Genomic DNA, 13,311 nt, shown 5'->3' with positions numbered 1-13,311 from the left:
GCAAGCCCTTGAAGTGCTTGTTTTTATTACCAATACCCAGCTCTGCTATGCTGCGTGCAAAATGTAGTGAGCACGCACCATGCAATTGATCGACATTGGCGTCAACCTTAGCAACCCCCGCTTCGATGGCCAACATGAGGCCGTGTTGGCGCGCGCGCACCAAGCCGGCGTGGTGCAAATGGTGCTCACCGGCACCAGCCTTGCCAGCAGCGAGCAGGCTCTGGCGCTCGCTTTACAGCATGCCCCGGAAGGCCAACGGCTGTTCAGTACGGCTGGGGTTCACCCACATGAAGCCAGCAACTGGGGCGCAGACAGCGCCCGACAACTGGCAGCCTTGCTCGACCAGCGGCCGGTGGTGGCGGTGGGCGAATGCGGCTTGGACTTCAACCGCGATTTTTCTCCGCGCCCCGCCCAGGAGGCGGCCTTCGAAGCGCAACTGGCCTTGGCGGCGCAGTTTCAACGGCCGGTTTTCGTGCATGAGCGCGACGCCTTTGGGCGCCTGCAAGCCATTATTAAAAGCTTTCGCGACCAATTGCCGGCGGTGGTGGTGCATTGCTTCACCGGCGAGCGGCAAGCGCTGTTCGGCTACCTCGACTTGGACCTTCATATCGGTATCACGGGCTGGATCTGCGACGAGCGCCGGGGTGGTCATCTGCATGGGCTGGTGCGCAACATTCCCCGCGGCCGGCTGATGCTCGAAACCGACGCCCCCTACCTGCTGCCACGCACCTTGCGGCCCAAGCCCAAGAATGGCTGCAACGAGCCGGCCTTCTTGCCCGAAGTGCTGCGCGAGGTCGCGCGCCACCGTGGCGAAACCGAGCACGACTTGGCGGCCCATACCACCGCGTGCGCGAAGTTATTCTTCAATTTGCCCGGCGTGGATTGATCTGAATCACCAAAGGCATCATCTTGGAAGTGGAAAATAATGGCCCTGCGCCACTACAGACTGTCGAGATCGCCCTATGCATTGGCTTAGTAACCTTTCGCTCAAGTACAAATTCTGGGCTGTGAACGCCGTGGCATTCTTCACCACCTGCTTGTTGGTGTTGTACGCGGTGCACTTGGAACAACAAGCCCTGGCGCGGGTTGCGCAACCTGCGCCGAGCTATGCCGAGGTGTTTGTCGACCGCCTTCCACACTACGCGGCGGCCGTGCTGGTGCTGATGCTGGTGCTGCTGGCGGCCTCGCAGTGGTTGATTCGTTTTTTGCTGGCCCAACTCAACGCCCTGCGCGACGTGATGGTGCACGTCGAACGCAGCGGCGACCTTAATGCGCGAGTGAACGTGGCCGGCAGCGATGAAGTGGGCCAGATGGCCAGCGCCTTCAACGCACTGCAGGCGGGTTACCGGCGCGTGGTAGGCACCGTGGCCGAAACCGCTGGGCAGCTCGACAACGGCGCAGCGAAGCTGGCTGCCAGCATGGCCCAGGTGCGCCAAGGCATGCTGGGGCAGCAAAGCGAAACCGACCAAGCCGCCACCGCCATTACCGAGATGGCCGCCACCGTGCAACACATTGCCGAGCATGCCAAGGCTACCCGTGAGTTATCCGAACAGGCCGACCAACTCACCGGCAGCGGCCAGCAGGTGGTGGAACGGGTGAGCCATTACATCGCCGGGCTCTCCGGGGGCGTGCAGCAAACCGCCGAGATGATTCAGCGCCTGGCGCAAGACAGCGAAAAAATCACCGGTGTGGTCAAGGTGATTCACAGCATCGCCGAACAGACCAACCTGCTGGCCCTCAATGCGGCCATTGAAGCGGCCCGCGCCGGCGACATGGGCCGTGGTTTCGCGGTGGTCGCCGACGAGGTACGTAACCTGGCCAAGCGTGTACAAGCCTCGACCGATGAAATCACCACGATGGTCCATGCGCTGCAGGCCGGCACCCGGGACGCGGTGGACTTTATGCGTGACAGTTCGTTCAAGGCCGACGCCTGCGTGGAACAGGCCAGCGCAGCGGGCAGTGCGCTGGCGCAGATCGCCGGTGCGGTGCGGCAAATGCGCGAGAGCAACACGCAAATTGCCGTTGCGGCCGAGCAGCAAACACAGGTGGCCGAAGACATGAGCCGGTCGGTGCAGAGCATTCGCCAAGTCACCGAACGTACCGTGCACCAAACCCAGGGCTCGGCAGCCACCAGCGATGAACTGGCCGTGCTCGCCGCCGGCCTGAGCAAAGCCATCGGCCAATTGCGACTATAAGGCCCATAGGCAGGTTCGATTCGTCTGCAACCGGGGCGGCGGTTAGGATGAGAATCAGAACCGTTTACCAGGAGCCGCCGCCATGATCCGCCGCCTTGCCGCCCTCACCCACGTAAACCCTGCCCGGGAGCAGGGCGCCACCTCGCCACTGATGATTCCGATGCTCGCGGTAGGGCTGGTACTGATTGCCGGCGGGGTGGCTTGCGCGAGCCCGGTGCAGATGCTGATCGGGGCGTTTTGCAGCGCGGCCGGCCTGCTATGCCAGCGCAAAGCGCCTTGGCAGTGACCGGCGGCGCCGGGCATGCCACTGCCGCGCAGTGTACTAGGCAACCGTTAGCCGAATACCGTAACGGTTTGCCGGCTGATCGCCACCAACTCACCTGCCTCGCTCCAGATCGCCGCCGCGGTATGGCCGTAGCCATCGCGTGCGTGCTCGATTTGCGCCCGATAGCGTAGCCACTGGGCTGTGGTCAAGGCGGGCATCGGTTGTACCAACTCGATGGTCCAACTGAGGGTGCTACCGGCCGCCGGTGCCGCCAGGTGCGGCAACACCGCGGGCGGCCAAACGTCAGCTAACAGCAGCAGATACGCTTCGTCCAATGGCTGTGCCGGTTGCGGTTCGCGAACCCGCATCCAGCCGCCGATCGCCAGCGAAGGCGTGGCGCTGAACGGCAGCGCACCGATGCCCCAGCGCATGGCCAGTTGGCGAATGTATGCAGGGGTTACGCCTTCGATGTAGTCGATCGGTATGCATTCAGCCAGGGGTTTCATCGCCGCCACGGGCATGGCGGTAACTGCGACCATCGACTGGCGCGGCGCGCCGAAGCTTGCCTGGGCCACGGTCAGTGTGGCCCCGCCCTGGCGAGCCCGGGCCAGCAGGCTAGTGACCGATTTACCTTGGCGCAGCACTTCGACCTCTATGCTCACTGGCACTTCAGGTGCCACCGGGCCCACGAAGGTGAGCGCCAGCGTGCGCAACGGCACCTGGACATGGCTGGCCATGGCTTGGTACAGCAGCGCCGCCATCAACCCGCCATACACTGCCCGGCCTTGGCCCCAATGGGCTGGAATGGTCACCGCCTGCGGGTGAGTACGTACCGCGTCCAGCAATTGAGCAAAATCCATGGTCGGCGTGCCTTGTGAAGTGAGTGGCGGTCAGTGTTCCATGGCATACGCCAGTTTTGCCAGCGCCTTGTCCGATTCGCCGCAGGCTTCGGCCAGAGCCGCGTGCCACCCTGTGACCATCGGGGCCAAGTCTTTGGCGCGCTCGGCCAGGGCCAACCATTGCAAGCGGTCATGCCAATCGCCCAGGGAACGTTGAGCGCGCTTGAGTGCTTTGGCCAAGGCCGCCGGCAAATGCTGCCGCCGCGGGTAGGCCTCGGCCGCGTAGCGCGCGCGTTTGATCAGCAAGCGTAAGCGGTGGCGGTCATGGGCGGGGTCGGCCAGGGCCCGGGCAAGCCTGCGCCGCTGCTTGGCCAGGTGCTTGTCGATACGCAGGCCTAGGCCGGTGATCGCGCCGTTGCTTTCGGCCGTGCGCAGCAACGGCGCGGTAGCCTCGAGCAGGCGCATCAGGGCCGCCAGTTCAGTGCTCGCCGCCACCGTTGAAAATGCCCTGTTGGCTCGGCGCAAGCGCTGCTTGGCCAAGCGGGCTTGCCCGTGTGCGGCCAGGTGGGCCGCCAGCACTTCCTGGTCCCGTAATGGGGTGGTCAGCTCGCCTACGGCCTTGGCCGCCTGCTCCAGGCGGTCGAGGCCGGGCACTTCGCGCAGCGGCCGCAGCAGGCTGCGCAGGCGCCTCACGCTGGTGCGCAGGTCGTGCAGGGCTTCGCTGTCGGTCTGTGCCCGCAGGCGCTCGCGGCAGGCCATCAGGTGGGTTTCCAGGGTGAACAGGCGGGCAATCACGCGGTCGAGTGTGGCGCTCATGGCAGCGGTTTCCTCTGCGGGCCGGTGCGGCCTGCCAGGCTGCGCCGCACGTCGTTTAACTGTACGGCCAGGGTGGCCGGGGCGGCGGCCTCACCTGCGTAGCGCTGGCGGGTATAGGCCTGGGCGAAGGTGTGGATGGCCTGGGCGCTGCCCGGCAACTGCTGCGCCGCGCGCTCGGCGAAGGCGTGTGGGCCCTCCCCCGGGGCCCGGGTAAGGCCATGCCAGCCCAGCAACCGCTCAAAGCGCAGGAACTGGCGCAGCACCCGATCAACTTGGCGGCGCCAGGGGCGCAGCACTGCAAGGCCCAGCAACAACACGGTCAACGTGCCGGCCGTTGGCAGCACCCAAATGGCCCAGCCCTTGAACCAGCGCAGCAACAGCTCGCTCTGTTGCGCTTGCTGGTAACCCAGCACCCACCGTTCCCAACCGTAATTAAGGTTTTCCCAGCCCAGGCGCAGGGTGTTCAGCCAGGCCAGGTCGCGGTAACGCAGCATCGAAAACGGCGAACCTTGCAAAAACGGCTCATCGGCGCCCAGCGCCTCGGCCAAGCCCTGGTCGATACGCTGCGGGGCCACTGCGAAGGTAGGGTCGACACTGCGCCAGCCCTGCCCTTGGCGCCAGTATTCGACCCACGCGTGGGCGTCGTATTGGCGCACGGTGAAGTAGTTGCCGGCCGGGTTCAGCTCACCGCCTTGGTAGCCCACCACCATGCGTGCCGGGATACCGGCCGCGCGCAGGGCAAAGGTCATGGCACCGGCAAAGTGCGCACAAAAACCGCGGCGGGTGTCGAAAAAGAACCCGTCGATGCTGTCGCTTCCGAGGGTGGCTGGGCGCAGGCTGTAGTGGTAGTCCTGCTCGTGATAGCGCTGCAGCATGGCGGCCACCAGCGCCTCGGATTCGGGGTAACGGCGGGCCATGTCGCTGGCCCAGGCGCGCATGCGCGGGTCACCCGTGGCCGGCAATTGCAAGTTCTGCTGGCGCAGCGCCGGTGCCAGTTGTGGGTCACGCACCACCTGCGGCCAGGATTCAACGCTGTAGTACAGCGGCTGGTCCACCGGGCGGCGGCGCTGCAGGCGGTAATCCTGGGTCTGTTGCACGTCCGGGGCGGTGCTACGTGCTACGTCCAAAGCGAACAGCCAGGGCTTGTCGGTGGGCTCCTGGATCACCCGGTAACGCCAGGGCTCGCCCACCGGCTGCCAAGGTTGCACGGCCTGGAAACGCGATAAGCCGCCCTGTTGCCAGCGGCGGCCGTCGAAACGCTCCAGGGTGAAGGCCCGCCAATACAATTGGCGCCGGGCAGGCGGTGGGCCGTCGAAGCTGACCCGAAATGCAAGCTCTGGCGATTGCGCCAGGGTCGCAATGTCACCAGGGGCCACCACGTCGGCCAACCCTGTGCGCGCCTGCCCGCTGTTTAGCGGCAACGACCACAACGGCGCAATGCGCGGGAAGCACACGAACAACAACAACGCCAACGGAACCGCCTGCAGCAGCAAACCGGCGGCACGCCGCAACGGCGGCCCCAGCCGCTCGCCTTGGCCGCCCTGCAAGCCGACCATGGCCGCCAGCAACGCCGCCAACGGCAACACGCTGTAGAGCGCCCAGGGCAGGCTGGCATCGAACAGGTAGGCGACCACTTGGCAGAACAGCCCAAGCAGCAACAACACCCAGGCGTCGCGCCGGGTGTTCAGCTCAAGCAGCTTAAGCAAAAAGGCCGCCACCACCAAGGCCGCGGCGGTTTCCAGGCCAAAGCTGCGCCCGCTGCTGAAAAACACTGCCACCGCGGCCAGTACAACCATGGCCGTGCGCAACCCACGCCCCGGCACACGGGCGCGCATGCGATACACCTGAATGCGCCAAGCGCTGCACACCAGCCAAAAAAGCAGCAGCCACGGCGGCAATTGCCACCACAAGGGCACCAACAGCAGAGCCTGGCCAATCAGCAGCCAGGTCAGGCCCGCGCGCGGTACATTCACCGGTGCCCCTCGAACAACGCCAGCGCGCGCAGGCATGCCTCGCGATGGGCAACACCGCAATCGGCCGGCAGGTGCAGCCCTGGCAAGCTAAACGCAAAGGGGCGTTGTTGCTCGGCCAGGCGCAACACCCAATGGCACAGCAGCGACAGGCGTTGTTCGCGCCCGCCCTCCAAGGCCAAGTAATCGAGGGCTAGATCCTGGCCCCGCGCTTCGCCGAACTGTTTGACCAGCAACGGCCCGCCACGGGACCACGCCTTCCAGTTCAGGCGGTGCCAGGCGTCGCCCGGTTGGTAGGGTTTAAGCCCGAGAAAGTCCTCGGTGCCCTGCCCCAACGCCTGCAAGCCGGCCAGTTCGGCAGTGCTGGCGCTGGCATGCTGGGTCGGTAGCTCACCGGCTAGCGGGCATGGATACACCAGCACCCGTTGGCCGCTGCGCAGCCAACTCCAGGCACGTAGCAGCCCCAGTGGGAACCCCGTACTCAGCCGTAGCCGGGGCGCGGCCAACCAGCCGCGGGCAGAGGTGGGCAAGGCCAGTTCCAGCCTTTGCGCCTGCGCCGGCAGCACGTCGGTGGTGTGTGCGGTGTGTACGCCCCAGCCCACCGCAATGGCGTAGTGGGCTTTGCCCTGGCTTTGCAAGTGCACGATGAAACGCGCCTGCTCACCGGCGAATACCGCCTGCGGCGCGTCGCTGCCCACCCGCAGGCCACTGAGGTTACGATAGGTGTGCAATATCGCGACGATGAACAGCGAGCCAAGGGTGAACACCAAGCCATAGGCCATGCTGTTCTGGTAATTGATCGCGGCCAGCAGAATAAGCAGCAATGTCGCCGCGTAAGCGATACCCGCGCGGCTGGGTACAATGTAAACACGCGAGTGGTCGAGCTGTACCTCGGCGGCGGCTGGCGCGCGGCGGTCTTGCCAGCGCTGCAGGCGTGCCACCAGCGCCGCCCTCACAGCACCGGCACCTCGTGCAACAGCCACTGCACCAGGGCGGCCCCGCCCTGCCCGGCCGTGTCGGCACGCTCACGCAGGCGATGGCTGGCCACCGCCGGCAGCACCGCCTGCACGTCTTCGGGAATCACATACGTGCGCCCGGCCAGCAACGCCCAGGCGCGAGCCGCGGCCACCAGGGCCAGGCTGCCGCGCGGCGACAAGCCCCAAGCGAACTGGGGCTGGTTGCGAGTCGCCTCCACCAGGCGCAACACGTAATCGACCAGGGCGTCAGTCACCCGCACGGCGCGGACCTCGGCCTGCACCGCCTGCAACTGGGCGTGGTCGAATACCGCTGGCAGGCGCGGTAGCAGCTCGCGGCGTGCCTCGCCCATCAGCAGTGCTTTTTCCGCGGCATGGGCCGGGTAACCCAGCGATAGCCGCATCAAGAAGCGGTCCAACTGGGATTCAGGCAGGGCAAAGGTGCCACTGTGATGGCTGGGGTTCTGCGTGGCGATCACGAAAAACGGCGACGGCAATGGCCGGGTCGCGCCCTCGATGGTCACTTGCCCCTCTTCCATGGCTTCGAGCAACGCGCTCTGGCTTTTCGGGGTGGCGCGGTTGATTTCGTCGGCCAGGACCAATTCGGCGAAGATCGGCCCCTGGTGAAACTCAAAGTGGCCGCTGTCTTTGTCGAACACCGAGGTGCCGAGGATATCGCTGGGCAGCAGGTCGGAGGTGAACTGAATCCGTTGAAAGCTCAAGCCCAACACCCTGGCGAGGGTTTGGCTGAGCGTCGTCTTGCCCATGCCGGGCAGGTCTTCGATAAGCAGGTGCCCGCCGGCGATGAGGCAGGCCAGGGCTAAGCGAACCTGGTACTTCTTGCCGAGCAACACTTCGTTGATCGACTCAAGGCTTGCGTCGAGCAGCGCACGCATGCTGTGGCCTCCACGGTGGGCAGCGCACCCGCGTTGCGCAGGGCCGGCGATACATCAACGGCCGGCGCGGGATTCGCGAATATAGAAGCGCGCTTTTTCAGCTTTTTCCGAACAGCCTTCGTATTTTTCAAACTGTTGCTGGGTTTTCGCGGCGGTCAATAGCGAGAGCGCCTTGGAATAGCTGATGGTACCCGCGAAACCTTCGGCCTTGGCCAGGTCCAGTTCACTCCAGGCCCCATCCAATTGCGTCGCGCAACTGTCTCGGTAGGCGGTGCGGGCGGAACAACCTGTCAGTACTGCGATAATCAACGGCAGGCAGATCCAGGGTTTCATGTGGGGGTGACCTCGAACAGTGGAACGGCGATTGTGCACCTAAGACGGCGGCACTGGCAAAAAGTGCCGGCGCACAGGTACTGGCGATTGCAGGCTGGGCAGGGCTGGGGCATGGTAGGCAACCCACCTGCAAAAGGACCTTCCGATGAGCAAACGTGTCGCCCTCGTCCTCGGTTCCGGTGGTGCACGTGGCTATGCCCACATCGGGGTGATCGAAGAGATTGAACGCCGCGGCTACCAGATCGCCTGTATCGCCGGTTGCTCAATGGGCGCAATAGTCGGTGGGGTGTATGCCGCCGGCAAACTCGAGCACTACCGCCACTGGATAGAACGGCTGGACTACCTGGACGTGCTGCGTTTGCTGGACGTGAGTTTTCGCCTGGGGGCAATCCGCGGCGAGAAAGTGTTCGGGCAGCTTCGCCGAATCATTGGCGAGGTGAACATCCAAGACCTGCCCATTCCCTATACGGCGGTGGCCACAGACCTGACCAACCAACAGGAAATCTGGTTCCAGGAGGGCTGCCTGCACCAGGCAATGCGCGCGTCGGCGGCAATACCGAGCCTGTTCACCCCCGTGCAACAGGGCCATCGCGTGCTGGTTGACGGCGGCCTGCTCAACCCGCTGCCGATCGTGCCGGTGGTATCGAGCCATTGTGACCTGATCGTGGCGGTGAACCTCAACGCCACCAACCACAAGCAATACGCCCTGCCGGTGGTGGAACGGCCGCCGGCGTTCAAAGGCAGGTTCGATAAATTGGTCGGCTCGCTCGGTTCACATCTACCCCTGCGCCGCCGCCCCGCCGAGGCCGTGCTGGCGATGGAACAGGGCGCCAGCACCTTGCCCGCCGGCTGGAACGGTGAAGCGCCGGCCCTCACCTTGGCCCCGCCGCCGGACACCCAAGACGAGGGCGCCCCGGCCTCGGCCAGCGATTCGGTGATCATCGAGAATGTGGGGCCCGCCTCGCTGCTGGACCTGATCAACCAGAGCTTCGAGGTGATGCAAACCTCCTTGGCCCAATACAAGATTGCCGGTTACCCACCCGACGTGCTGATCAACGTGCCCAAGAAAGCCTGCAGGTTCTTCGAGTTCTACCGCGCCCCGGAACTGATCGCCCTAGGTAGGCAGATTGCGCGGGATACATTCGACGCGTATGAGAAAGGCGGCAACGGGCGTTAACCGGTGCGGCAACCCCAAGCAGCGTGGCCCGGTGTGCCGCCTGCGATGAGAGCAGCGCGCCTTTGCGGTACCTGTGCTGCCGGGCCGCGTTGCCGCGCCTTGGCCAACAGTAAAATCACGCTTCACGCCTTATGTTATGCGGACGTCTGAAACACCACAGCTAGCGGCTGGCAGCTTTTAATTGCCGAACTTCATCTACCCCCCGGTTGGCCAGGGCATCAGCACGCTCATTACCGTGGTGGCCGTTATGCCCACGCACCCATTGCCAAGCCACCTCATGGCGGTTGACCTGTTCATCGAGTTGTTTCCACAGGTCAGCGTTCTTCACCGGTTGCTTCGCGGCGGTTTGCCAATTGCGTTTCTTCCAGTTGGGTAGCCATTCACGGATGCCCTTCATTACGTATTCGGAGTCCGTTACCAGGGTGACTTCACAGGGGCGCTTGAGCGCTTCCAGCGCGCGGATGGCGGCGGTGAGCTCCATGCGGTTGTTGGTGGTGGCGGTTTCACCTCCCCAGAGTTCTTTCTCCACACCCTTGTACACCAGCAAGGCGCCCCAGCCGCCGGGGCCGGGGTTACCCTTGCAGGCGCCGTCGGTGTATATCTCGATCGAGTCGCTCATCGCTGTGGGTTCCATCAAGGGGCGGTTCAATGCTCGCCGCTACGCCGGTTGACCTTGGCCAGGGGCAGCGGCAGCAGTTTACCCATTGGCTCTCGCCGGGGCGGGCGCAACGGCCGCAGGCCCACCACCAGTTTTCGTGCTACCAGAATATAAAAGCCGCCGCCAGCGCCCTGCCAGCGCCCGGCGGTGCGTTCCCAGCCGGCCATGCGCGCCTGCCAGGCCGGCGAGGCAAGCGGCGGACAATAGCAGCCGAAGCGTTTTTTCTCCAGCGCGAACCCCAGCAGGTTGAGCCAATCGGTGACCCGAGAGGCCGGGAAACAGCGGGCCTTGCGCAAGGCATCGGCGGCGAACACCCGGCGTACCCCCCACGGGCTCCAGGGGTTGATGCCCACTACCACCAGGTGGCCGCCGGGGCGTACCGCCCGTGCCGCCTCGCGAAGCAAACCGTGCGGCGAAAGGCTGAAATCCAGCCCATGCTGCAACACCACCAGGTCTGCGGCATGCTCGCCCAGCGGCCAGGCCTGCTCTTCGCAAACGATCTGCACCCCCGGTAGCGGTGCGCCCAGCCGCACGTGGTGCTGCACCTGTTCGGCCACCGCCGGCGCGTCGGCCTGTGGGCCGTAGTGCACCAGGTAACCGCCGAAGAACTTGCGCAGTTCTTCGCCCAGGGCTTGGTGTTCTTCGCGCAACAACAACTGCCCCAGCGGGCCGGCGAACCATTCCCGGGCCAAGCCGATCAGCTCGAGCCACTGCGCATCGGCCTGTGCGAAAGCGTGTTCGGTCATTTGCGTTCTCCCGGATGCCGCCGCTGGGCATAATATGAGCGCCACACTCATGTTCGATGGATACCGCCATGATACAGGTACAAGCGCTACGGGCGTTCAACGATAACTACATCTGGCTGTTACTGGATACCGCGCAGCGCCAATGTGCCGTGGTAGACCCCGGCGATGCCACCCCGGTGCTGGCCTGGCTGCAGGCCAAGCCCGGCTGGGCGCTGACCGATATCCTCATTACCCACCATCACCAGGACCATGTGGGTGGCGTGTTGGCCATCAAGGCGCATACCGGTGCGCGTGTGCACGGCCCGGCCACCGAAGCGATTCCCGGCCGTGACCAGGCCTTGGGCGCAGGTGATCGGCTCAGCGTCCTGGGGCTGGCGTTCGAGGTATTCGACGTGCCCGGCCACACCCGTGGCCACATTGCCTTTTACCACGGTGCCGCCAACGAGCCCTGGCTGTTCAGCGGCGACACGCTGTTCGCCGCCGGTTGTGGGCGGCTGTTCGAAGGCACGCCGGCGCAGATGCATGCATCGCTGTCGCGCCTGGCGGCGTTGCCCTCGGCCACCTTGGTGTATTGCGCCCACGAATACACCCTGAGCAACCTGCGCTTTGCTACCGCGGTAGAGCCGGGCAACGCAGCCATTGCCGAACGCTTGGAACAGGTACGGCAGTTGCGCGAACAAGACGGCTGCAGCCTGCCTTCGAACCTGGCACTGGAGCTTGAAACCAACCCGTTTTTGCGTACCGCCGAAACATCCGTTAAACAAAAGGCCGACGAGTGGCGCGGCGAAGCCTGCACCAACACCACCGAGGTGTTCGCGGCCTTACGGGCTTGGAAGGATAAGTTCTAAACAACATTTGTTTGCGCCCAGCGGTTCTCAGAGGTTGACCCAAAAAGAGGCACTTCCTAGAATCGCTCGACCTTTCAGCTTGGAACTTGCACCCCGCCAATGTCGTCAACCACTAGACCACCTCTGCTTTCGAATGCGTTGACACGGCTTGCACAGGCGGTCGGGGTCGCCTGTTCGGTCGCCCTGGTAGGCTGCCAAAGCACCGCCCTAGTGCCCGAAGAGGCGCCCACCCCGGTGCCGAAACTGGCCAAGCGCAGCAAGCCCAAGCCGGTGTTCCTCGATGCCCAGGCGCAGCAGCCGGCCCGTGATATCTGGGAGCGCCTGCGCCAGGGCTTCCAGTTGCAAGATGACCTGGACGTCAACCCGCGGGTCGAGCAGCAGCGCCTGTGGTTCGTGGGCAACCCGGCGTTCCTGACCTCGGCCGCCGACCGCGGCAGCCTTTACATGCACTACATCGTCGAGCGCCTTGAAGAACGCAACATGCCGCTGGAACTCGCCCTGTTGCCGGCGATTGAGAGCGCCTATAACCCGATGGCGTTATCCCGCGCCCAGGCGGTGGGGTTGTGGCAGTTCATCCCCTCCACCGGGCGCTATTTCAACCTGCGCCAAACCAACCTCTATGATGGCCGGCGCGACGTCACCGCCTCGACCACCGCGGCACTCGACTACCTGAGCAAGCTGCACGACATGTTCGGTGGCGATTGGCTGTTGGCCCTGGCCGCTTACAATGCCGGCGAGGGCACGGTAAGCCGGGCCATTGAACGCAACGAGCGGCTGGGCTTGCCCATCGACTACTGGAACCTGTCGCTGCCGCAGGAAACCATGGATTATGTGCCCAAGCTGCTGGCGCTCTCGGAAGTGGTGTCGTCGCCGAGGGCCTATGGCATCGACCTGGAGCCCATCGCCAACCAGCCTTATTTCAAGGTGGTCGAGGTCGACCAGCGGCTCGACCTTTCCCGCTTGGCGGCCATGGCCAACATCGACGAAGACGAGCTGTACCAGCTCAACCCCGCGTTCAAGCAGCGCGAAACCCTCGACCGCCCGCAACACCTATTGGTGCCCACCGCCAAGGCTCAACTCGTCACGGCCGGGCTGTCCGACCCGCAGCAGTTGATTGCCTTGCGCCCTTCGCGCCCGGCGGTCGAGCGCGTGGCCACTGTTACACCGGCCAGCCCCAGCACTTACAAGGTGCGCCGTGGCGACAACCTGGCGTCTATCGCCAAGGCCAACAAGGTCAGCGTGCGCGACCTGCAACGCTGGAACAAGCTCACGGGCAAGCACCTGCAGGTTGGCCAAGCGCTGGTGATGAACGATACCAGCCCGAGCAGCCGCAAGGTCGCGGCGAACAAGCAACGCGCCACGCAATACCGTGTGCGCGAGGGTGACTCGCTGTACCAGGTGGCCAAGCGCTTCAACGTCCAGGCGCAGCACCTCAAGCGCTGGAACCCCCAGGTGGCCAAGGCGCTCAAGCCCGGGCAGATGCTCACGGTGTACCTCGACCGTTGAGCCCAGGCTCTTCGAACAATCTGAAACCCATGGCGTAAATCGCGACGCGTGAGCGACTCTGTTACTGTACCGGCCTAGACCCGAACCT

14 protein-coding genes are annotated in these 13,311 nt (G+C 64.7%); 6 read left to right on the top strand and 8 right to left on the bottom strand.

Going from position 1 to position 13,311, the window contains the following annotated elements; all coding sequences use genetic code 11:
* The first annotated feature begins 79 nt into the window (after positions 1–79).
* From HAQ05_RS10070 to HAQ05_RS10060, 3 genes are all read left to right on the top strand, one after another.
* Positions 80–886 (top strand): TatD family hydrolase, encoded by an 807-nt coding sequence (locus HAQ05_RS10070; protein ID WP_190419999.1) that lies wholly within the window; start codon positions 80–82, stop codon positions 884–886.
* A gap of 76 nt (positions 887–962) precedes the next feature.
* Entirely contained in the window at positions 963–2,195 is a 1,233-nt protein-coding gene (locus tag HAQ05_RS10065) for a methyl-accepting chemotaxis protein (RefSeq protein ID WP_190419997.1), read from the top strand.
* An 82-nt stretch (positions 2,196–2,277) separates the two neighbouring features.
* Positions 2,278–2,481 (top strand): hypothetical protein, encoded by a 204-nt coding sequence (locus HAQ05_RS10060; protein WP_190419995.1) that lies wholly within the window; start codon positions 2,278–2,280, stop codon positions 2,479–2,481.
* A gap of 47 nt (positions 2,482–2,528) precedes the next feature.
* On the opposite strand, the gene HAQ05_RS10055 is transcribed toward HAQ05_RS10060, so the two are convergent.
* Genes HAQ05_RS10055 through HAQ05_RS10030 form a run of 6 tightly spaced genes read right to left on the bottom strand, consistent with a single transcriptional unit; the run spans position 2,529 to position 8,288 of the window.
* Positions 2,529–3,320: an acyl-CoA thioesterase gene (locus HAQ05_RS10055; protein ID WP_190419994.1), complete on the bottom strand. Its 792-nt coding sequence runs from the start codon at positions 3,318–3,320 to the stop codon at positions 2,529–2,531.
* A 30-nt stretch (positions 3,321–3,350) separates the two neighbouring features.
* The gene (locus HAQ05_RS10050) at positions 3,351–4,115 is read right to left on the bottom strand and encodes a CHAD domain-containing protein (RefSeq protein ID WP_190419992.1); all 765 of its coding nucleotides are present in this window, start codon (positions 4,113–4,115) and stop codon (positions 3,351–3,353) included.
* Positions 4,112–6,124 (bottom strand): transglutaminase TgpA family protein, encoded by a 2,013-nt coding sequence (locus HAQ05_RS10045; RefSeq protein ID WP_190419990.1) that lies wholly within the window; start codon positions 6,122–6,124, stop codon positions 4,112–4,114. Before HAQ05_RS10045 ends, HAQ05_RS10050 begins: the two co-directional genes overlap by 4 nt.
* Complete coding sequence (locus tag HAQ05_RS10040) at positions 6,085–7,068, bottom strand: DUF58 domain-containing protein (protein WP_190419988.1); 984 nt, start codon at positions 7,066–7,068, stop codon at positions 6,085–6,087. The genes HAQ05_RS10045 and HAQ05_RS10040 overlap by 40 nt, the downstream gene beginning before the upstream one ends.
* The gene (locus tag HAQ05_RS10035; RefSeq protein WP_190419986.1) at positions 7,038–7,955 is read right to left on the bottom strand and encodes an AAA family ATPase; all 918 of its coding nucleotides are present in this window, start codon (positions 7,953–7,955) and stop codon (positions 7,038–7,040) included. Before HAQ05_RS10035 ends, HAQ05_RS10040 begins: the two co-directional genes overlap by 31 nt.
* A 54-nt stretch (positions 7,956–8,009) precedes the next feature.
* Positions 8,010–8,288, bottom strand: coding sequence for a hypothetical protein (locus HAQ05_RS10030; RefSeq protein ID WP_190419984.1), 279 nt, complete (start codon positions 8,286–8,288; stop codon positions 8,010–8,012).
* Between the two features lie 145 nt (positions 8,289–8,433).
* Here HAQ05_RS10030 and HAQ05_RS10025 point away from each other — a divergent pair, with 145 nt between their 5' ends.
* Positions 8,434–9,465, top strand: coding sequence for a patatin-like phospholipase family protein (locus HAQ05_RS10025; protein ID WP_190419982.1), 1,032 nt, complete (start codon positions 8,434–8,436; stop codon positions 9,463–9,465).
* Positions 9,466–9,625: 160 nt separating this feature from the next.
* On the opposite strand, the gene rnhA is transcribed toward HAQ05_RS10025, so the two are convergent.
* Entirely contained in the window at positions 9,626–10,084 is a 459-nt protein-coding gene (rnhA, locus tag HAQ05_RS10020; RefSeq protein WP_190419980.1) for a ribonuclease HI, read from the bottom strand.
* A 26-nt stretch (positions 10,085–10,110) separates the two neighbouring features.
* Entirely contained in the window at positions 10,111–10,869 is a 759-nt protein-coding gene (locus HAQ05_RS10015; RefSeq protein WP_190419978.1) for a class I SAM-dependent methyltransferase, read from the bottom strand.
* Between the two features lie 68 nt (positions 10,870–10,937).
* Between HAQ05_RS10015 and gloB the strand changes: the two genes are divergently transcribed.
* Positions 10,938–11,717 (top strand): hydroxyacylglutathione hydrolase, encoded by a 780-nt coding sequence (gene gloB / locus HAQ05_RS10010; RefSeq protein ID WP_190419976.1) that lies wholly within the window; start codon positions 10,938–10,940, stop codon positions 11,715–11,717.
* A gap of 99 nt (positions 11,718–11,816) precedes the next feature.
* Positions 11,817–13,223 (top strand): lytic transglycosylase domain-containing protein, encoded by a 1,407-nt coding sequence (locus HAQ05_RS10005; protein ID WP_190419974.1) that lies wholly within the window; start codon positions 11,817–11,819, stop codon positions 13,221–13,223.
* The last annotated feature ends 88 nt before the right edge of the window (positions 13,224–13,311 follow it).

The sequence above is a fragment of the Pseudomonas typographi genome, from assembly GCF_014694385.1.
In the GTDB taxonomy this organism is placed as follows: Bacteria; Pseudomonadota; Gammaproteobacteria; order Pseudomonadales; family Pseudomonadaceae; genus Aquipseudomonas; species Aquipseudomonas typographi.
Note: the sequence above shows the minus strand (reverse complement) of the source record. Positions and strands in the feature narration are given on the sequence as shown.

Bases quoted from the DNA above. Each gene is read 5' to 3' on its own strand.
- HAQ05_RS10070 (WP_190419999.1), top strand. From the start codon at position 80: ATGCAATTGATCGACATTGGCGTCAACCTTAGCAACCCCCGCTTCGAT.
- HAQ05_RS10065 (WP_190419997.1), top strand. From the start codon at position 963: ATGCATTGGCTTAGTAACCTTTCGCTCAAGTACAAATTCTGGGCTGTG.
- HAQ05_RS10060 (WP_190419995.1), top strand. From the start codon at position 2,278: ATGATCCGCCGCCTTGCCGCCCTCACCCACGTAAACCCTGCCCGGGAG.
- HAQ05_RS10055 (WP_190419994.1), bottom strand. From the start codon at position 3,320: ATGGATTTTGCTCAATTGCTGGACGCGGTACGTACTCACCCGCAGGCG.
- HAQ05_RS10050 (WP_190419992.1), bottom strand. From the start codon at position 4,115: ATGAGCGCCACACTCGACCGCGTGATTGCCCGCCTGTTCACCCTGGAA.
- HAQ05_RS10045 (WP_190419990.1), bottom strand. From the start codon at position 6,124: ATGCCTGCGCGCGCTGGCGTTGTTCGAGGGGCACCGGTGAATGTACCG.
- HAQ05_RS10035 (WP_190419986.1), bottom strand. From the start codon at position 7,955: ATGCGTGCGCTGCTCGACGCAAGCCTTGAGTCGATCAACGAAGTGTTG.
- HAQ05_RS10030 (WP_190419984.1), bottom strand. From the start codon at position 8,288: ATGAAACCCTGGATCTGCCTGCCGTTGATTATCGCAGTACTGACAGGT.
- HAQ05_RS10025 (WP_190419982.1), top strand. From the start codon at position 8,434: ATGAGCAAACGTGTCGCCCTCGTCCTCGGTTCCGGTGGTGCACGTGGC.
- rnhA (WP_190419980.1), bottom strand. From the start codon at position 10,084: ATGAGCGACTCGATCGAGATATACACCGACGGCGCCTGCAAGGGTAAC.
- HAQ05_RS10015 (WP_190419978.1), bottom strand. From the start codon at position 10,869: ATGACCGAACACGCTTTCGCACAGGCCGATGCGCAGTGGCTCGAGCTG.
- gloB (WP_190419976.1), top strand. From the start codon at position 10,938: ATGATACAGGTACAAGCGCTACGGGCGTTCAACGATAACTACATCTGG.
- HAQ05_RS10005 (WP_190419974.1), top strand. From the start codon at position 11,817: ATGTCGTCAACCACTAGACCACCTCTGCTTTCGAATGCGTTGACACGG.